Here is a 20,050-nt window from a genome sequence, read left to right on the forward strand (position 1 = left end):
GTCGCAGACCCGAAGGGTAAAATACATCTGTATAATGTAGATGAGAGACTGCGAATACAGGAGGGGTATGAGTGAACGTACTGGTGATTGGCGCAAATGGAAAAGTAGGCAGACATCTTGTTCGCCTACTGGGGCAAAATAAATCGCATCGCGTAAAGGCGTTGATCCGCCATTCGGATCAGGCCGAAGCGCTTGAACGTTTGGGAGCAGAAACGGTGGTAGCTGACCTCGAAGGGACGGTTGGTGATATTGCCGCAGCTATAAAGGGCAGCGATGCTGTCGTATTCACAGCAGGCTCCGGTGGAAAAACAGGAGCGGATAAAACGCTGCTTATCGACCTGGATGGAGCGGTCAAGGCGATGGAAGCCGCCGAACAAGCGGGTATCCAGCGCTTCGTTATGGTCAGCGCCCTACATGCGGAGAATCGGGAGCAGTGGCCTGAATCCATTAAACCGTATTATGTGGCGAAGCATTACGCTGACCGCCTGTTGGAAGCGAGCAACCTGGACTACACGATTCTTCGTCCGGGTGGTCTGACGGATGATGTGGGCACCGGCAAAGTTGCTACCGGTGAGGAGCTCACCAGCCACACCATTTCTCGTGAAGATGTGGCGGCAGCGGTGGTAGCAGCGCTGGAGGAACAGCAGACGTATCAACGTGCAATTAATTTGGTGTCTGGCAGTACGCCTATTGCTGAGGCAATCCGGCTGTAATTACGGATGAAGTTGTTGCAGAGGACGCTTATAAATGACCATAAAGCGAGAAGACGGGCACAATGGTCATCTTCTCGCTTTAATAATTTTACAGCTTGGTTGGATCCATTTCTTTTGGGAATGTTTCTTCAAAGCTATGCTTTTTCTCGTATAAGTTGTACCAAGCTTCTGCGATGATATCTGGATCTCCTGCCGTACCAGCTTGTATGAAAGTGCCGATTGAAAGGTGTCCTACAAAAACTCCTTTTTCTTTCAGTTCATTATGCAGGTTAGTTGCATAGTTTCGAAGACCGGACATCACGATACCACCATTCCCAAGACTGGGCAAAGGGAACATGGCAGATATGCCCGTTGTAAATAGAATCGCGCCTGAACCATTGCTGATCATGTCAGGCAATACTTCATTGACGGATAGAACTGCAGGAAGCACAATGCTGTTGACTTGTTCCAAGACGCTTGAGGGCGTTGTTTCTAAAATATCTGTGAAATTACTCCATCCTGCATAAGGACTGAATTCGAGTACATCAATACTTCCTAGGTCTTTTTTAGCAGCCAGTAAGGCTTGTTTTAAAGCGTTCAAATCCGTAATATCCGTGACATAAGAGCGCGCTACAATATTCAGGCTTGTTAGTTCATTTGTGATGATTTCCAATTTTTCTGGATTACGAGAAACTAAAGCTACCTTAAACCCTTGCGCCCCGAATTTTTTCGCGATAGATAAACCTAACCCGAGTCCTGCACCAATTATTGCAATAGTTTTCATCTTATATGAACTCCTTATTTGTGATATATTTTAAAGCAACATATGTTGTTTTAGTAAGTATAAGCCCGCTTAATATATGGAACAACCAACAATTAAATGAGAATGTTGCTATAGAAACAACAATTGAAATGTGCCAAATAAGGAGGGCAGAACGTGGGGACAAAAGTGAAAAATATGCGAATGACACATACAAAGAGATCGTTGATTAACGCTTTTGTTAATTTAGTGAATGAAAAGGATTTTGAAAAGATAACAATAGCAGATCTAACAAAAGGGGCCCAAGTGAATCGTGCTACATTTTATGCCCATTTTAATGATAAGTACGAAATGTTGGATTACATGATTGACGACTCTGCTTCGAACGTCATTGAAAAACGAACATTAGGAGTAGTCGAGTTCGATCAGGACACCATAAATCAACTCGTTCTAGCAGTATGTGACTTTCATCAACAACCGAAAATTCAATGCCGTCGTAGCTATTTAAGTCTTGCGCCTCTGTTGAAAGAAAAAATGTTAATTGAGCTGAAAAAATATTTAGTGAAAAGTTTAGATAACATATGTACAGACTCAGAGAAGAGTTTTTATGTACCTATTTATGCCAATATCATACATGAGGCTGGTTATTTATGGGCATCTGGAAATACTCCGTTTGATAAAGAGGAAATAGCCAAGAAGGCTTCGTTATTAATAACAGGAGGAAAAGGTTAATTCTTGTTGTGAGAGGCATCCCCGGGGGCAGAGTCCCGGGGATGCTTTTTGCTGTTTTCTCAGTATGATCGTCCCCGTAGCAGTTCCAGCTCCAACTCCGGCTGAATAGCAGCAAAAATATTTGCTTAAAACTAATTATATTATTTATAATACTAATATGATTAGTTTATAATTAAGACAAGGAGATGAGCTAAAATGCGTATTGTTCAGGTGCAGCATGTGTATCAATTGACGTTTATGCCCCGGCTGTTCCCAGTGAACTGTTATTTGGTGGAGGAGAAAGAGGGGCTCACCTTGGTAGATGCCGGATTGCCATACAGTACCCGTGGTATAGCGCAGGCTGCGGCGCAGATCGGGCAGCCGATTATTCGAATTGTACTTACCCATGCCCATGGGGATCATGTGGGTGCGTTGGATAAGCTCAAGGCAAGGTATCCTGACGCGCAAGTGTTCATTTCAAGGCGGGACGCACCGCTGCTACAGGGCGATGTATCGTTGGAGGCAGGAGAACCGGATACTCCTATTCGAGGCGATGTACCGAAGCATATCCTTACCCAGCCTGACGTTTTACTGGAGGATGGGGATCATGTAGGTTCGCTGTTGGCGATTAGCGCACCAGGACATACGCCGGGCTCGATGGCATTTTTGGATACTCGTACCCGTGCGTTGATTGCAGGCGACGCCTTCCAGACCCGAGGTGGTATAGCGGTATCGGGAAGGCTTAAGCCGCTGTTTCCTTTTCCGGCACTGGCTACCTGGAACAAGGGAATTTCGCTGAAAAGCGCCAAAAAGCTGGTGAGTTTCAATCCATCTTTATTAGCTGTCGGTCACGGTAACATGCTGAAGCATCCACAATCTCAGCTGGAAAGGGCGATTATGGAGCTGGAACGACAAACTTCAGTGTGATGATTCGGTATTCAGCCAACATTCAGCCAGAACTCACAAAGTCCTAAGCTAAGGCAGATACAATATGGGAAAATAGAAACAGAGAGAGGTGCATCGGATTTGAACGTTTGGAAAGCGAACGGTCTGAAATATATACTTCTATTTAGTCTCATATTGTTTGCTGTCGCTAGTGTCGTTTCGTTATGGAGTTATTCAGGTAGTTCTGCGTCCCAGTCTGCGGCTGTTAGACAGGGCCCATCCGGCGGGTTCGGAGGAGGAAGCGGACCTGGTGGAGGTATGGGAGGACCGGGGCAACCTACCAACTCCTCCACTGAGGGAACATCGACATCGGGTGACAAAGGTACAACGGCCGGGAATGATACGTCTTCGGGCGGCAGTGGTGTTGCCAGAGACGGACAGCACAGAGGCCCCGGTGGCATGTCTGGTAACGGATCTGGTATGGGCGGTCCTGGCGGTGGTATGGGTGGTGGACGAAGTGGGAACTCCTCATCTGCTTATGCTACTCCGCTGGCGATTTTCGCTGCTTTGTTCTTCGGTGCATTCGTGTTTATTGCGTACCGTTTTCGGGCTCGTGAATGGAAGCTCGGGGAACGTAATCGGGGACTGATGCTGTGGACAGTGCTGGGTGTGGGGTTCTTTTTAAGAATGGCGATCGCCCCATGGATCTCGGGTCATATGGATTTAATGCTATTCCGGAACTGGGCTACGACAGCAGCGGATAGCTTATCGGGCTTTTACACGAATGGATCAAGTGATTATCCGCCGTTCTATATTTATATTTTATATGTGATCGGTCAAATCGGCTCTACGGATGCTTTCAGTCCCTACATGTCCGTACTGCTGCGGCTTCCCAATATATTAGCCGATATCGTGACAGCGTACATGCTGTACCGGTTGGCAAGCAAACGGGTCGGCTATGGAATAAGCCTTGGATTGGCTATATTCTACGTGTTTAACCCAGCTGTATTTATCAATTCGACCTTCTGGGGGCAGGTGGATTCTTTCTTTACTATGCTGATTGTGGGCATGATTGTGCTGCTTGTGGAAAACCGGGTCGGCTGGTCAGCCGTATTGTTTACGGTAGCCGTATTGATGAAGCCACAGGGAATTATTTATGGGCCTGTTCTGTTCTTTGAGCTGCTGAGACAACGTAAAATACAGCCTTGGCTGTTGTCCATTGGCGGTGCCGTTGTGACGACCATTCTGGTCATATTACCATTTTCGTGGGGGCAGGAGCCGTTATGGCTGCTTGACCTATACAAGGGAACGGTCGGCGAGTATCCGTATGCTTCGGTGAACGCATATAATTTCTTTGCACTGATCGGTGGCAATTATACGCAGGACACTACAACGTTGTTCCTGTTCAGTTACCATACATGGGGTATGATCTGCATTGTGCTGGTGACTCTGTTTACGTGGTGGATGTATATCCGTAGTCGCAAACCACAATTTGCAGCGGCAGCTGCACTGGTGCTCATTGCAGGTGTATTTACCTTCGCTTCCAGCATGCATGAACGGTACTTGTTCCCTGCGGCCGCGTTAGCTGTACTGGCGTATCTGTATTTACGAGACCGCAGATTTTTGTGGCTTGCGGGTGGGTTTAGTCTTACGATTTTCCTAAACACCTTCGATATTTTCTATAGCTCCAACTCTCGGGATCAATACGGTATTATTTTGTGTGTGACATCATTGTTGAATGTGTTGTTGTTTGGGTATTTGGTCAAAGTAGTGTGGGATTGCTCCAAATCGACCACGATTGAGACTGCCCCTCCCAAGGACATGCTTCCATCGGAGTCACCTTCAGGGAAACTTATATGGGGTGCGTCTTCCCCAAGTGTGAACACAACAATTGATAGTTAGTGGAGTATAAAATACGGTAAAAACCGCCCTTTAACGAAATGGAAGTGGTTGATAGATCAACTACAATCCATAAGTTAAAGAAGCGGTTTTTTGTTGTCCTCATGTTAGAGTAACATTGTATCTATGTGTCTCAATCCATATATTCGTTCAGTTTCTGTACATCGCAGATGGTAATCTCTCTTGTACCCTTGCTATGAATAATCCCCAGCTGTTCAAATTTTCCGAATTTGCGACTGATGGTTTCGCGGGTGACACCCACATAATTAGCCATTTCCTCGCGTGAAAGGGGAAGGTTTATTTTAATGTAGGAACCATCCGGCTTGCCGTATTTATGTCCAAGCTCAAGAATCATGTAGGCGATGCGGATTTCCGGGTCTTTGGTAGCTAGGCTTTGAGCCAGGTTTTCGGTATGTGCCAAGCGTTTAGTAATGGTTTTGAGCAGCTTCAAAGAGATATCGGGATTGTCGCGGATCAACTGCTCCATATCATCCTTGGTGAGCATACAAATATCAGTATCTTTTAAGGCATACGCACTAAAGTTACTCAGCTCATCGCTGTTAAAAATATTCAACTCGCCAAAAAAATCACCAGTTGTCAGAATGTGCAGAATTTGCTCCTTGCCCTGAGGCGTCATCTTCAGCAGCTTGACATGCCCGCTTTTAATAATGTACAGCGTATCGGAAGCCTGCTCCTCCACAATCAAGGCCTCGCCTTTCTGATATTTTCGGTGTCGGATCATGGAGCTGACCTTACACAAATCTTCGCAGGACAAAGAGGAAAAGATAGGCACTTTGCGGGCACAGGGCTCCTTTTCGCACTGGCAGGGGCAGGACATCTCATTCACATTCATTCACTCCATTCATAAACCGGAAACTACAGGTTATAGCGCATGGTTGTTATTCTGTATCATCTATTGGGGCAAAATGACTTTGATCCTCACCACAGACTGGACAAACCCAGTCTTCTGGAAGATCCTCAAACGCTGTACCGGGCATAACGTCTTCATCGGGGTCACCGATAGCAGGATCATAAATGTATCCACAGGGCTGACATACATATTTTTTCATCTCTAGTTCTCCTTGTCATTCAAAATTTTTGTAAACTCTGGTGCGTCCGGTTTGAGTCCCTGCATGATGGCTGTTTTGTATGTTAGTGAAGCAAGGGCATCTCCAAAGCCAATCACGCCGCAGATAGAGCCGTTTTGTATGAACATACGTGTATAAGAAGCTTGATTTTTAGTAATCAGGCTGGTGTCGCAGACTTGTTCATCTACTAGACCGATGGAAAAGAGAGGAGATTCATAGCAGTTCGAAAGGGTTACAGGGAGGGGATGCTGATAGCTGACGGATGCGCCCGCCATATTAGCGCCTGCTATTTTTCCCTGCTCCATTGCGCTTTCCCATAGCCCATCTACTCTACTCTGAAATTCGGCTGCATCACCTGCTGCATAGATATTGGCGGAGCTGGTCTCCATCTGCGCATTCACCAGAATGCCTTGTCCAATATCAAGGCCGATTTGGCGAGCAAGCTCCGTATTCGGTACAATTCCGATAGAGTACACGACATGCTCGCAGGGGATAACAGAGCCGTCCTGTAGTTCCACACCTTCTACGTGATCTGTGCCTTTAATACGTTTTACGCCTTGCCCAAGGAGTACTTGAGTACCCTGTTCGGTCATCCGATCGGTCAAAATAGCGGAGGCCTTTTCATCTAGCTGACGGGGGATAAGCCGATGCGAAGCTTCCAGTATGGTTACAGCATATCCTGCTTGCTGGAAGGACCAGGCGGTTTCCACGCCTTGAATACCGCCGCCGATGATACATATCCGGTCTCCCTGTCGCAATTCCGCTTTAAGGCGATCCGCATCTTGTCGAAAACGGATATTGTGAACGTTCCTTAGAGAAGCCCCATCTAGCACAAGCTTACGGTTGTGAGCTCCTGTACACAGCAGTAGCTTGTCATAAGCAACGGTTTGTCCATCTATTGTTTTGATAGTACAATCCTCTGGATGTATCTCGGTTATCTTGATGCCGGAATACACATGAATTCGTTGATTGGCAAACCATTTTTCCTTTTTGATCAGGATTTTGTCACTGTGCAAATCAGTGAATAGTCCCTTGGAAAGTTTGACTCTGTTATACGGAAAGGATGCTTCCTCCCCGTAAATAGAAATTTCGGCCAGCTCATCATGATCTCTAATCGCTTTTGCCGCGTTGACGGCGGCGACACTGCCTCCGATAATAACGTAATGTTGGTTACCCATTCAGTATCTCTCCTATTCGCTATACGCTACTGTGTTTTAAATAACACTAAGCAGTAGATCTGAGACAAATTCAGCGGCATTTTTAATTTTTTTCACTTTTTCAACTTCTGTAGGAGAGAAACGAATACGCACCGGGAATTCCACATGGGTCATACCCGTTGATTTGATTACATCTGAAGTGCTTTGGACCTTCATATTAGTACCATTCAAGTAATCCTGTACAACTTCAATGGCTTCCCCGCTCCAGCCGTAGGAACCAAAGGCAGCAGCCAGCTTGCCTTCCAGATTCATCTTTTGCATTTGTTGCAATAGGTCTTCCAATTTGCCTGTCATGTCGGCATATTTGGTAGAGCTACCGACGAAAACAGCATCTGCTGAGGCAATACTATTCAATATTTCCGTTCCATCCGCTTTATCCACGTCCCATAGCTCCACCTTGATTTGGTTCTCCAAAAAGCAGTCCTTCAGGATGTTTGCCATTTTTTTAGTGTTATTTTTCAGGGTGGCATAGACAATCGCTACTTTTTTATCCTCCTTGGTTTCGGTACTCATAGAGGCGTACAAATCAATAAACTTGGCAATATCATGTCGGATCGCGAAGCCGTGGGAAGGTGCAATCATCTCAATTTCCAGATCAGCAACAGCTTCGATTAATGTGCGGACATATCTGCGATGTGGATGAATAATAGCCTGGTAGTATCCGATAAAGTCCTCGGTGATATCAAAACCAGCCTCATCAGCAAATAGATGCTCTACAGCCACGTGTGTACTGAAAATATCGCAAGGGAACAAGATTTTATCTTCTATACAATACGTAATCATGGTTTCTTCTGTATGCAGATAAGGAGTTTCTTTGAATAGCAGCGTTTTGCCTCCAATGTCCAGTTGATCCCCATCCTTGATTACGAGGAAGTTGCGATGCTGAAGCTTGTACATTTGTTGAATTTCCGGAACGGCAATCTCAGTGCAGACAATCGTAGCGTTCGTTGCCTTGGAAGCAAGTGCCGCCAATCCGCCCGAGTGATCTGGTTCCGTGTGATTGACGATGATATATTGAATATCCAATGGATCGATCAATTCGGTTACAGCTTCGGCAAATTCTCTACCGAACGCCATATCTACGGTATCCACAATGGTTGGTTTTCCAGTTTTCAATAGATATGCATTATAGGTTGTACCCTTTGATAGTAGAAGACGATGAAAGGGAACCTCACGATTATCAATTTTTCCTACCCAATAAATATCCTTTGCCAGCTTGAATCCAGGCTTCATATGGAATAACCTCCTGCTTGTTTTGTTTATCTAACACAATTTGATTCTAGTTGGATGTGTCGATGAAAAAGATGATTGAAATCAAATTTTTAAATATTTTAAAAGTATTTTTACTTAAATTTAGTTTTGTGATTGCAATCACAAGGCGAGCGAAATAATCCAATACAATAAAGGTATTAATCCATCTTAAGCAAATTTAATTTCAAACAGGAGCGTGAACTAATATGAAAAAATCAAACCTCATTCAATTTCAGGAATATAAAGAAGCTGGGTTTACAAAACGAATTGTGCATAAGGAAGCCGACAATGTAATTTTTATTCTCAACTTTACTCCTAATGCCGAGCTACCAACACATAATCACCCAGGAGCGAATGTATATTTGCTTGTTCTTGAAGGCAGCGGGACTGTAACTGTGAACGGCGAAGCAACGGAAGTTGTCCAAGGGGATATCATTCATGTTACGGGAGATGAGCACTTTTCCTATCGTGGTGGTGCAGAGGTGAATTCCAGCCTGCATGTGGTGTTGACCAAAACGCCAAGTGAAAGCTATGCGCAAAACATATAAAAGAGGACACAGCAGCAACATGCTCATAAAAAAAAAAGAAAATAGTTATTTTTTTTCACTCGTATTGATAATGAATATCATTATCAAATTTTAAGGAGAGGTGTTAATAGCCAATGCAGACAGTAGATTACAAACAGGTGCCAGGGCACTGGATATTAGCAAGTCTCGGTAAGCGCGTGCTTAGGCCCGGAGGGTTAAAAACAACACGTTGGATGATAGAGGGACTTGACGTAACCGGGCAGGATGAGGTTATTGAGTTTGCCCCCGGATTGGGTATAACTGCCCAAATCACACTGCGGCTTAATCCCCGTCGTTATATTGCGATTGAACAGAATGAGAAGGCGGCTTCTATTGTAAAAACGTATGCAAGCGGAGCAAACCGGGAAGTTATTATTGCCGATGCTGAACAGGTTCCGTTGCCGGATGCCTCTGCGACGGTGGTATATGGGGAAGCCATGCTGACGATGCACACAAGAGCCAAGAAAGCGCAGATTATTTCGGAAGCCAGGCGGCTTTTGAAAACGGGCGGGAAGTATGCTATTCATGAGATGTGCCTTGCTTCTAACCATATTGAGCCTGCGCTCAGAAAACAAATTTACAAGGATTTGGCTACAGCCATGAGAGTTAATGCGACACCGTTGACGGTGTCAGAGTGGGAACAGCTGCTGAAAGAGGAAGGCTTTAAGGTCGTTAAAATCTATACGGTTCCCATGCACTTATTGCATCTGCCACGTATCATTCAGGACGAGGGCTGGTTGAGATTTGGAAAAATCGCCTTTAACCTTATGCGTAACCATGCTGCCCGGACAAGGGTTATGGGTATGCGCAAGCAGTTTGTAAAGTACGCCGACCATCTGCAAGCGGTCAGTATCATCGCTGAGCGATAGCCTGAATTCACGAATAAGAGAATAATAAAAGCTTTTTACGCAATAGCAAAAAAGGAGACGAACCCCTATTCAGGGATTCGTCTCCTTTTTGTATATTTACTGCTTTGGCTTGGCTGCTGGAGTGCGCATGCTTTGCACCCCTCTATTCGTCATATAATAGGTATAACGAAAATTTCCAATTTCTGATGTTTTACATTACCATATTGACTGAGATCATTGGAATAGTTAACTAAAATAATAAAATAGGCATACTTCAAAAGGAGGAAGCGTGTTATGAAGCTGCATCGAGCCATTGTGGTGGATGATGAAACCTTTACTCGCAAAGGGCTGCTTCAACTCATGGATTGGCAAGCCTGTGGTTTTGAAATCGTAGGAGAAGCTGATAACGGTGAGGATGCGCTGGAGCTAATCAGCCGTATTCACCCGGACCTGGTCATTACCGATATTCGTATGCCTGTGCTGGACGGATTAGAGCTGATCCGGTCTGTGCTCGAACAGAGTACAGAACATCCCGCGTTTATTATCTTAAGCGGTTATAGTGATTTTGCTTATGCGCAGCAGGCAATCCGCTATGGGGTTCATGATTTTATGCTTAAGCCGATTGATGAGGGTGACTTTTCGGCTACACTGCGCAAGCTGAGTGAAAGACTGCATCGTGAACAACAGAATGCACAACGATATCAGAATCACCATGCAGGTGGGCTGTTAGAGACTGTGATGATGAACCCAGTGGATGATGTAGTGGTGACACAGTGGGAGCAGCAGCTGCGGCTTGGGGAAGCCACGTATATGTACTATGTACTCGTCGAGCTGAATGACCAACATCCCTGGCGCTCCGGTGACGATGGTGTCATGCTATCACTTTTTCAGTTCAGGGAGCTTATAGAGCAAGCGCTTCATCGTTTAATGGATGGCAAGTACCCTCTCTATGTTCATGAGCATCGTAACCGGATTGGTCTTATCGTACCGGACTTCTTTTTGGGGTGTTTTGAAGGCAAGGTCGAAGTTTTTATGAAAGCGCTACAACGAGAGATAGAGGGGATGAAGACACTAAAAGGTCAGCTGGGAAGTCGGGTTTTCGTTTATGCAGGAAAGCCTGTGAATCGGTTGCAGGATATCCAGCAGTCCTACGCCTGTGCGAAGGAAGCAGTGCTCCATAAATACATTTATGACAATAGCGGTATTGTTGTATATCTACGGGAGGGAATGCCACCACTTCACTATAAGACCATCCCTCAGGACGTACTGGATCGCTTGACGGAACAAGTTGAGGAACTGCGGTTGGATGAGCTGTGTGTGGCCGTGGATTATTTATTTAGCAGCTTTCGGGAGGAGTGTTATGCACCTGAGGCTATGAAAATGAGTCTGCATCAATGCTTACTTAGTATCGTTCGGGTCATTCAAAACATGCAGGGAAATGAGCGCTCACTTCAGTCACTAGAACCGATGATGAACTGGCAGGACATGAACCTGTCCCTGGGTGAACTACAGCGATTGTTTACAGCTTTTGCAGAGGAAAGTGGAAGGTATATTGGGGTTCTGCGCAAGGATTGTCAGCAAGGAGGCATCCAGCACATCCGTGCTTACATTGAGCAGCATGCCGCCGAGAATATAAGCCTGAAAAGTATTGCGGCTCGCTTTTACATGAACCCGGTATACCTCGGTCAATTGTTCAGGAAAACGTATGGTGTGTACTTTAACGAATTTCTGCTGAAATTGCGTGTTCAGGAGGCGAAACGCTTGTTGCGGCAGACGGATCTGCGGATTTATGAAATTGCTGAGCGCGTGGGCTTCGGCAGTTCAGACTATTTTGTTACCCAGTTTGAAAAGATGGCGCACGCCACGCCTAGTGAATACCGCAATAGCCTGAGTATTGGCGACGAGCCAGAGAGGGCCAGCGAATGAAGATGCTGAGAACGACTCTTGATCATGTGCGATTGCGGGATAAAATGCTGCTGCTTTATTTTCTCTGTGTTTTTACGCCTGTAGTGCTGACCAATCTTATTTTTTACCATGTCACCTCGCAAAACGTGAAGGAACAGCGTATGCAGGATATTTCGCGCGCACTGGAACAGATTAAAATTGAATTTTACCGTGAATTTGAAGATGCGATGGAAATCTCGTCTATCTTTTATACTGATCATCAGCTCAATGAGGTATTGGAAGAAACATATCCCCACCCTGCTGACTATATCGCCGCTTATGACTCTTATTTACGTCATATCTTGAACAACACTTACAGTCCTGCATACCATTCCGTAGGTGGAATTACGATCTACACCAATAATTCAACGCTGCTGAATTCCGGGGGAATCAGCTTTATAGATGAGGGAGTCAGAAGTTTGCCCTGGTATACCAAAATCTCGCCTGGACGCCAGTCCAAGCCTATATTTGTACGTACCGATGACAGCACAGGTGAACAGATGTACCCTTTTAGCCTGATTCGGCGGATGAACTACTTTTATTCCCAAAATGGTCGTGAAAAAATACTGAAAATAGAACTGCGAATGTCGTCCATTCGGGAGATTTTCAATAACCTGAATTTGCAGGGAAGTCTCTTTCTGCTGAACGAACGAGGGGGAATCGAATATACAACGGACCCCAAAGTGGATATAAACCACAAACATGTAGCCTATAACACTCTCAAGCTGCCCGAGGACACGATGGAGTTCAAGACGAATTATGTGCTTACGAGCAATCTGAATGGCTGGAGCATTGTGGCTGCGGTATCGAGAGATGCAGTGCTGTATGAAATGCAGGAATCTCGCAATTTTGTGCTCTTGTTAACCTGTGTAAATATGCTGCTGCCTACATTAATCATTATTTGGATTACACGTTCGTTGAACGTGAGGATTCATCGTATTTTAAAGCACATGAAGAAGGTGAAAAACCAGCATTTTGAGCTGATTCGCGGTACAGAGTCGAGAGATGAAATCGGGCAATTAACAGGTGAGTTTAATCGGATGACGCTGAAAATAAAGCGACTGATTAACGATGTCTATATGGCCGATATTCAGCGAAAAAATCTGGAAATTCAGCGCAGACATGCCCAGTTGAATGCACTTCACAGCCAGATCAACCCGCATTTCCTGTTCAATGCGCTGGAGACGATTCGCATGCGGAGCTTGATGAAGCATGAGGATGAGACAGCGCGCATTATTCATAACATGGCACGGATTTTCCGCAATTCGCTGGTGTGGAACAAGGATCGGGTTACTTTGCGGGAGGAGCTGGAGCTGATCCGTTGTTTTCTGGAAATCCAGCAATATCGCTTTGGTGAGCGAATACAGTACGAAGTGCAAGCGCGCTCTGAGGACCTGGACAATCTGCTTCCCAAAATGGTCGCGCTGACACTGGTTGAAAATGCAAGCATCCACGGCATTGAGCCGCTAAAGCATGGGGGACGCATTGAGATACATTTTGAGCATGAGGAAGGACAACTGATTCTAACGGTTCGGGATGATGGGGTGGGCATGTCTGCGGAACAGGTACAACGCTTATATGGTTACATGCAAAGGCAGGAGGAAATGGGTGAGCGTATAGGTCTGCAAAATGTCATCTATCGTCTTAAGCTTTACTACGGGAGCCGCTTTGAGCTTGCCATTCGCAGCGCACCCGGCGAAGGTACGGAGATTCGAATTAGGATTCCTGCGGATCGGGAGTGAGGGTAGACAGCAACGCCTATTTTGCTTTGAAGGACCTTTACCTATAGTTTTCTAAGTAACACCTTTAGATTGACAGGTGAACGAAATGAACGGCATTTTATAAAATGAAAGTGCTTACAATTTAGGGCGTACGGGATTCTCAGTGCTTGAGGTACGTGCGCACGATATTCACACACAATCGACAAAAGAGGACGAAAGGGGAGGGTCTGGCATGACAAGCAAAAGGTTCGGAATCATCACTCTGGTAATGGTTATGATGGCGTCTATGATCGCTGCTTGCTCAGGGAGCTCGGGCAAGGAGCCGGCGTCAGGAGATAGCAAGGAGAAGGTCACATTCACGTATTTTAATGCCACTGCGGGGAGGGACATTAATACCAAAGAAACGCGGATCGGCAAAATCCTGGAGGATCAGACGGGGGTAAACTGGAAGCTGGAGCATTTGGTGGGTGATTCCAATACGAAGATCGGTACATTTATTGCCAGTAACGATTACCCGGATGTGATAGTACCGGATGGCACGATCGATAAGCTGCTGGATGCCGGGGCTTTTATTCCCCTGAATGATTTGATCGACAAGTATGGACCGAATATTAAGCGTGTATATGGACCGTACTACAACTTGATGAAGGCGGAGGATGGGAACATTTACTTTCTGCCGCTCAGTGCGGTGGTAGGCGATTATTTACCTGCACCTAACTTAGAGCAAGGAGCCTTTTGGGTGCAACGCAGGGTATTAAAAGAAGCGGGATATCCAAAAATCAAAACACTTGACGAGTATTTAGCCCTGATTCGTAACTATGCGAAAAAGCATGCAGATGAGGGATTGACTGGGTACCTGGCGTTAACCACGCAGGATAGGTTTTATGCTCTTACGAACGCACCGATGCATCTGGCAGGCTATCCGAATGATGGCGGCACGATTATTGATATGAAAACACACCGGGCCATGGATTATGGAGATATGGAAATCACAAAGCGGTATCTGAAAGAGCTAAATCAGCTCAATGTAGAAGGCCTATTTGATAAATCGTCCTTTGTGGACAATTACGATCAATATCTGGCGAAGCTGACTTCGGGTAAGGTGCTGGGCTTTTTCGACTACCGCTGGCAGGCGGGGCAGGCCCTGAATAATCTGCAGGAGGCTTCCAAGCAATCGGGCAATGATGATATGGAGTATATAGGGCTGCCTGTTGTATACGACCAGAATATAAAGGATCAGTACATTGATCCGTCGTCATTCGTTAATAACCGAGGCATAGGAATTACGGTCAGTGCCAAGGACCCGGTACGTATCATCAAATTTTTTGACAACCTGCTGACCGACGAAAACCAGGTGTTATCCAACTGGGGAATCAAGGGAGAAACCTATGATGTAGATAAAAAAGGACGCTTTTACCGGACTGAGGAGCAAATTAAGCAGACTGGTCAGGACGCGTTCCGCGAATCATTCGGGTTCAAATATTTTGAATACAGTTGGCCGCGATACGGTAGCGGTTCTACCCTGCCTGACGGCAACTCCGTTGGTGCCGGACGGCAGCCGGAGGTTGCGCGTATGTCCTACACCGAGGGAGATAAAAAGCTACTAAAAGTCTATGGTGTAGAGTCCTTCTCGCAAATGTTTTCCGCACCAGACGAGCGCCCATGGTATCCGGCCTGGAGTATCCCAATTGCTCAAGGTTCACCTGCGCAGCTCTTCCAGCAAAAGAAGGGGGACCTGCAGCGCAAATATTTCCCGCGTTTGGTGCTGTCTGCACCGGAGCAGTTTGATGCGATTTGGAGTGAATACACTACTGAATTTAACAAGCTGGATGTAAAGGCGTATGAGGAGCTGATCACGAAGGAGGTTGCCAAAAAAATCGAGAATCCCGGTAAAAAATAAAGGAGGAAGCAGCTATGGGCCACTCGTCACCACCAGCAGTCACGATCTCCCCGGATCAGTTGCCGCCCTCGCGGCGAACCGGCTTTAGGGGATTTATGCACAAGCTGAATCAGCAACGGGCACTGGTATGGATGTCCGTCCCTTTTTTAATCTGGCTGTTTATCTTCAAGTATTTGCCCATCTGGGGCTGGACAATTGCCTTTCAGGATTTTAAGCCTGCCCGCAAGTTGCTCGATCAGCAATGGGTCGGATTAAAACATTTCCATTTTCTATTTCAGGATGAACACTTTCTGCGGGTCATGCGCAATACGCTGGCGATGAGCTTTATTAATCTGGTGCTGGGCTTTGTCACCGCTATAACATTAGCGATTTTGCTGAATGAGCTTCGCCAGCTCGTATTTAAGCGGGTGGTACAGACGATCAGCTATCTACCGCATTTTATTTCGTGGGTGGTCGCGGCTAGCATCATCAGTACGGCGCTGTCTGCGGATGGCGGCATCATCAATGAGGTGCTGATGTGGCTGGGGTTGATTAAAGAGCCTATTCTGTGGCTGGGCGAGGGAAGCTATTTTTGGGGCATTCTCGGTGCATCGGAGGTATGGAAAAATGTCGGCTGGAACACCATCATTTATTTGGCCGCGATGACGATGATTGATCCCTCGCAGTATGAAGCGGCCGAGATGGATGGAGCAGGGCGTTTTCAGCGAATTTGGCATGTGACATTACCCGGATTGAAGCCTGTATTTATCATCCTGCTCATTATGAACATCGGCAATCTGCTGGAATCCGGCTTTGAGCCGCAATACTTACTGGGCAACGGCATGAACGTGGATTATTCGGAGAATCTGGATATTTTCGTACTGAAATATGGTATCCAGATGGGTAATTTCTCGCTTTCCATTGCTGCTGGGATGTTCAAAACGGTAGTCAGCTTCATCTTACTGTTTAGTGCCAATCATATTGCGAAGCGGTTAGGGGAGGAGAGATTGTTCTGAGAAAAGAGTGAGTTATGGTGGGGGGACGGCCGCTTCGCGTGCGGATTGTTCTTCCGATCGCTGTTATCCCCGTATTCCTTTTTATCATAAAACATTAGAGGTTGGAATCCGGGGCTAGCTTATGCTTACGATGCGAGCTTTCCTCTGGAAAGCTTTTAGCCGAACGCTCCGCTTCTTCAGAACAATTCCGCCCGCTCCGCTGTTGCCCGCCATAAAGTCACTTTTTTAAGAACTGAGGGTAGTGGCAAGGGGAGAGCTTAAGGAAGACGCGTGACTCGCGCTTCCTTGGGCGTCATGATAGCTGGCTCAGCTTCGCTATCGCCATTAGAGGCTGTTTTTTAGGACTGTGCTATTCGAAGGAGATAGCAGAGGGTGCGCGATCCAAATGCCTAAACTATTTTTTAGAAAGGAGCGGAAGTCATGGGCAAAGGGAAGGCCGTACACGGGCGATTTCGGGCCCCCTCGGATCGAATTTTTGATGCGTGCAATATCGTGTTTATGCTCTGCCTGATGGTGTTCACGCTGTATCCGTTTTTAAATACGCTGGCGGTTTCGTTGAATGAAGCGAATGATTCGATTCGGGGCGGGATCTATTTGTGGCCGCGTGAATTCACGTGGAGTAATTATGAATATGTGTTCAAGGAAGCGACGATTTTCCATGCTACGCTGATTTCTGTATTACGTACGGTTGCGGGTACGGTGACCTCTGTGTTTTGCTGCGCGATGGTGGCGTATACGATCAGCCGGCCGGAATATGTGCTGCGCAAATTTGTTTCGATTGCTTTTATTTTAACAATGTATTTTAGCGGTGGATTGATTCCGAACTTTCTCCTGATTCGTGAGCTTGGGATGCTGGGGACTTTCTGGGTGTATGTCGTGCCGGGATTGATCGGGGTGTTTAATGTGATTGTCATTCGCTCCTTTATTGAGGGATTGCCGGAAGGGATTTTGGAGTCGGCGCGTATTGACGGGGCTGGGGAGTTTGCCACTTTTATGCGCATCGTTTTGCCGCTGTGTGTTCCCGTACTGGCGACGGTGTCGCTGTTTACAGCGGTCGCGCAATGGAATTCCTGGTTCGATGTGTTTTTGTACAATTCGTCATATGAGCAATGGAGCACTCTTCAATATGAGCTGATGAAAATACTGCAAAATTCCAACACGTCTGTTAACACTCAGGACTATGCGAGCCAATTCGCTGGTTCGGAAAATCTGGCGAAGTCGGTCACGCCTACCTCGATTCGGGCCACGATGACGATTGTCGCTTCAGTGCCTATTATTTTAGTTTATCCTTTTTTGCAAAAATACTTTGTGAAGGGTATGACCTTGGGAGGTGTCAAAGGATAGTAACTGAAATCCAATGGTGCCCAATACGAATTCAAAAAATTTGAGTGCGGGAGGGATTGCTTTGCGGCCATGTTGGGTTAAGCCTTTTTGTCTGGTGCTGGCTGGAGCGCTGTTGTTATCGCCTGTTGGTTGGTGGGGAGCGTCTGTAGCGAAGGCAGCTACGTCTATAGAACATTCCCCGCCCGTTGCGGATACGGTGCTGTCAGCGGGTAATATCCATAAAACCATTGGAACGTATGGATTTGAGCAAGGAAACAGCGATGGCTGGAAGCCTCGGGGAACTTATACCCAAATTGCATCCGTCACGGAAGCAGCATATGGCGGCACGCACAGTCTGAAGGCAACCGCCCGCACAGCGGCTTGGAACGGGGCGGAGCTGGATGTGAAGTCGCTGTTGCAGCCGGATGTAGAGTATGAAATTAGTGGCTATGTGAAGCTAGATGGTCATTCTGCGGTTCCGAGCATGGTTAAACTTACAGTGGAGCAGCAGCCGACAGGTGGGACTACGACATGGAAGACGGTAGCGCAGACGGAGACGGCGGATACATCGTGGATCAAACTTCAGGGGAAATATACTTTTACCGGGGGGATGGATGCATTGAAGCTGTATGTGGAAAGCTCGAATCCCGCGCAGGCCTACTATGTGGATGAGGTAGAAATAACACAGGTATCGAAGACGCCAACGGAGCCGGCCAATGGTATCGTATCCGGGTTTGAAGATGGTACGGCTCAAGGATGGGTGTCCCGTATGGGAGCCGAGACCGTGCAGGTTTCGAATGCCGATGCACGAACCGGCTCATACAGTCTGCTGACAACAGGCAGACAAAAGACATATGCCGGCCCCAAGCTGGATGTGACTGCTACGATGCAAAAGGGCAGCCGATATACGGTCAGTGCCTGGGTGAAGCTGGCGCCGGGTGAGCAGCCTGCCAAGGTGAGGCTCAGCATACAGCGTGATCACCAAGGGGATAGTGCGTATGAAACTGTTGTAGGCGACACGGCTACTACGACAGGGGGATGGATGCATTTGTCTGGTACGTATACGCTTGCGCATGATGCAGACACCGTTTCTATGTATTTGGAAACGGCAGAAGGAACGTCTTCCTTTTATATGGATGATTTCGAGCTGTCACTTGTACCGCCGCTGGCTATTGAAAAGGACATTCCTTCTTTGCATGGATTATATGGGGGACAGTTTAGCATTGGCACGGCGATTGAAGCTTTCCAGACCGAAGGGGCTTACGGAGAGTTGGTACAGAAGCATTTTAACAGCGTCGTTGCAGGGAATGCGATGAAGCCAATCTCCTTACAACCGTCCGAGGGACAGTTCCATTGGGAGGAAGCAGACCAAATTGTGCAATTTGCTAGACAGCATGGACTGGAAATTCGCTTCCATACTTTGGTGTGGCATAACCAAACTGGGGATTGGATGTTCAAGGATAAGAATGGACAGCCGATGACGCCGACTGCTGAGAATAAAAAGCTTTTGCTGGATCGGCTGGAGACGCATATTCGCGCTGTTGCAGCCCGATATAAAAATGTCATCACCGATTGGGATGTGGTGAATGAGGTCATTGATCCTGATCAGCCGGATGGCATGCGCCGCAGCAAGTGGTATGAGATTACTGGTACTGATTATATTGAAAAAGCATTCCGTGTCACGAGGGAAGCGGCGGGCCCGAACGCACGACTATTCATTAACGATTACAACACACATGAGCCGAAGAAACGGGATTTTCTGTACAATTTGGTACGTGATCTGCTCGCTAAAGGTGTACCGATTGACGGGGTAGGCCACCAATCGCATATCCGCCTGGAGTTTCCCGCTATTAGCGAGATTGAGCAGTCCATAGAAAAGTTTGCTTCGCTTGGTCTGGACAATCAGATTACCGAGCTGGATATGGGTCTTTATTCCAATGACACAGATCGCTATGAAACGATTCCAGAATCTATGCTGATCCGGCAGGCTCACCGCTATCGGGCGCTGTTCGATATGTTTTCAAGGCAGCAGAATCATATCAGCAATGTGACGATTTGGGGTACGGATGATGGAAATACGTGGCTCAGCACGTTTCCGATAGCCCGGCTGGATAAGCCGCTACTATTCGACGAACGGTTAAAGGCCAAATATGCCTATTGGGCACTTGCTGATTCGTCCAAAGTCCCGCCGTTGCCAGCGGGGAATAACCAATGAATAGTTTGAATGAAACAGAGGAATAGAGCTGTTCA

At 46.7% G+C, this 20,050-nt stretch carries 17 protein-coding genes; 12 read left to right on the top strand and 5 right to left on the bottom strand.

Annotation, left to right across the window (positions count from 1 at the left end; translation table 11 throughout):
- Positions 1-71: 71 nt before the first annotated feature.
- Entirely contained in the window at positions 72-713 is a 642-nt protein-coding gene (locus MKX59_RS01705; RefSeq protein ID WP_076295206.1) for an SDR family oxidoreductase, read from the top strand.
- 88 nt (positions 714-801) lie between these two features.
- On the opposite strand, the gene MKX59_RS01710 is transcribed toward MKX59_RS01705, so the two are convergent.
- Positions 802-1,476 carry an SDR family NAD(P)-dependent oxidoreductase gene (locus MKX59_RS01710; RefSeq protein ID WP_076295207.1) on the bottom strand — a complete coding sequence of 225 codons (675 nt, stop codon included), beginning with the start codon at positions 1,474-1,476 and terminating at the stop codon, positions 802-804.
- Positions 1,477-1,629: 153 nt separating this feature from the next.
- Here MKX59_RS01710 and MKX59_RS01715 point away from each other — a divergent pair, with 153 nt between their 5' ends.
- From MKX59_RS01715 to MKX59_RS01725, 3 genes are all read left to right on the top strand, one after another.
- Positions 1,630-2,184 carry a TetR/AcrR family transcriptional regulator gene (locus MKX59_RS01715; RefSeq protein WP_023990922.1) on the top strand — a complete coding sequence of 185 codons (555 nt, stop codon included), beginning with the start codon at positions 1,630-1,632 and terminating at the stop codon, positions 2,182-2,184.
- A 195-nt stretch (positions 2,185-2,379) separates the two neighbouring features.
- Positions 2,380-3,090 carry an MBL fold metallo-hydrolase gene (locus MKX59_RS01720; RefSeq protein WP_023990921.1) on the top strand — a complete coding sequence of 237 codons (711 nt, stop codon included), beginning with the start codon at positions 2,380-2,382 and terminating at the stop codon, positions 3,088-3,090.
- A gap of 99 nt (positions 3,091-3,189) precedes the next feature.
- A complete protein-coding gene (locus tag MKX59_RS01725; protein ID WP_340857456.1) occupies positions 3,190-4,950 on the top strand; it encodes a glycosyltransferase 87 family protein in 1,761 nt (586 codons plus the stop codon).
- Between the two features lie 130 nt (positions 4,951-5,080).
- On the opposite strand, the gene MKX59_RS01730 is transcribed toward MKX59_RS01725, so the two are convergent.
- The 4 genes from MKX59_RS01730 to MKX59_RS01745 all read right to left on the bottom strand — a co-directional run bounded on the left by MKX59_RS01730 (position 5,081) and on the right by MKX59_RS01745 (position 8,485).
- Positions 5,081-5,785, bottom strand: coding sequence for a Crp/Fnr family transcriptional regulator (locus MKX59_RS01730; RefSeq protein WP_028540837.1), 705 nt, complete (start codon positions 5,783-5,785; stop codon positions 5,081-5,083).
- 61 nt (positions 5,786-5,846) lie between these two features.
- Positions 5,847-6,017 (bottom strand): rubredoxin, encoded by a 171-nt coding sequence (gene rd, locus MKX59_RS01735; protein ID WP_007432984.1) that lies wholly within the window; start codon positions 6,015-6,017, stop codon positions 5,847-5,849.
- 2 nt (positions 6,018-6,019) lie between these two features.
- On the bottom strand, positions 6,020-7,213 hold the full coding sequence (locus tag MKX59_RS01740; RefSeq protein ID WP_340857458.1) for an NAD(P)/FAD-dependent oxidoreductase: 1,194 nt from the start codon (positions 7,211-7,213) through the stop codon (positions 6,020-6,022).
- A 36-nt stretch (positions 7,214-7,249) separates the two neighbouring features.
- Entirely contained in the window at positions 7,250-8,485 is a 1,236-nt protein-coding gene (locus MKX59_RS01745; protein WP_076264550.1) for an FprA family A-type flavoprotein, read from the bottom strand.
- 224 nt (positions 8,486-8,709) lie between these two features.
- Between MKX59_RS01745 and MKX59_RS01750 the strand changes: the two genes are divergently transcribed.
- From MKX59_RS01750 to MKX59_RS01785, 8 genes are all read left to right on the top strand, one after another.
- Complete coding sequence (locus tag MKX59_RS01750; protein WP_076264549.1) at positions 8,710-9,051, top strand: cupin domain-containing protein; 342 nt, start codon at positions 8,710-8,712, stop codon at positions 9,049-9,051.
- 113 nt (positions 9,052-9,164) lie between these two features.
- The gene (locus MKX59_RS01755) at positions 9,165-9,938 is read left to right on the top strand and encodes a class I SAM-dependent methyltransferase (RefSeq protein ID WP_028540834.1); all 774 of its coding nucleotides are present in this window, start codon (positions 9,165-9,167) and stop codon (positions 9,936-9,938) included.
- A 273-nt stretch (positions 9,939-10,211) separates the two neighbouring features.
- Positions 10,212-11,843 carry a response regulator transcription factor gene (locus MKX59_RS01760; RefSeq protein WP_340857460.1) on the top strand — a complete coding sequence of 544 codons (1,632 nt, stop codon included), beginning with the start codon at positions 10,212-10,214 and terminating at the stop codon, positions 11,841-11,843.
- Positions 11,840-13,603 (top strand): sensor histidine kinase, encoded by a 1,764-nt coding sequence (locus MKX59_RS01765; RefSeq protein ID WP_023990913.1) that lies wholly within the window; start codon positions 11,840-11,842, stop codon positions 13,601-13,603. Before MKX59_RS01760 ends, MKX59_RS01765 begins: the two co-directional genes overlap by 4 nt.
- A gap of 211 nt (positions 13,604-13,814) precedes the next feature.
- Positions 13,815-15,482, top strand: a complete 1,668-nt coding sequence (locus tag MKX59_RS01770) for an ABC transporter substrate-binding protein (RefSeq protein ID WP_076264546.1) — start codon at positions 13,815-13,817, stop codon at positions 15,480-15,482.
- Between the two features lie 14 nt (positions 15,483-15,496).
- Complete coding sequence (locus MKX59_RS01775) at positions 15,497-16,477, top strand: ABC transporter permease (protein ID WP_023990911.1); 981 nt, start codon at positions 15,497-15,499, stop codon at positions 16,475-16,477.
- Positions 16,478-16,897: 420 nt separating this feature from the next.
- On the top strand, positions 16,898-17,821 hold the full coding sequence (locus tag MKX59_RS01780) for a carbohydrate ABC transporter permease (protein WP_028540826.1): 924 nt from the start codon (positions 16,898-16,900) through the stop codon (positions 17,819-17,821).
- A gap of 61 nt (positions 17,822-17,882) precedes the next feature.
- On the top strand, positions 17,883-20,015 hold the full coding sequence (locus tag MKX59_RS01785; RefSeq protein ID WP_076264623.1) for an endo-1,4-beta-xylanase: 2,133 nt from the start codon (positions 17,883-17,885) through the stop codon (positions 20,013-20,015).
- Positions 20,016-20,050 lie beyond the last annotated feature (35 nt).

Origin of the sequence: Paenibacillus sp. FSL R7-0340, from assembly GCF_038002205.1 — a bacterium.
GTDB classification, from domain to species: domain Bacteria; phylum Bacillota; class Bacilli; order Paenibacillales; family Paenibacillaceae; genus Paenibacillus; species Paenibacillus polymyxa_B.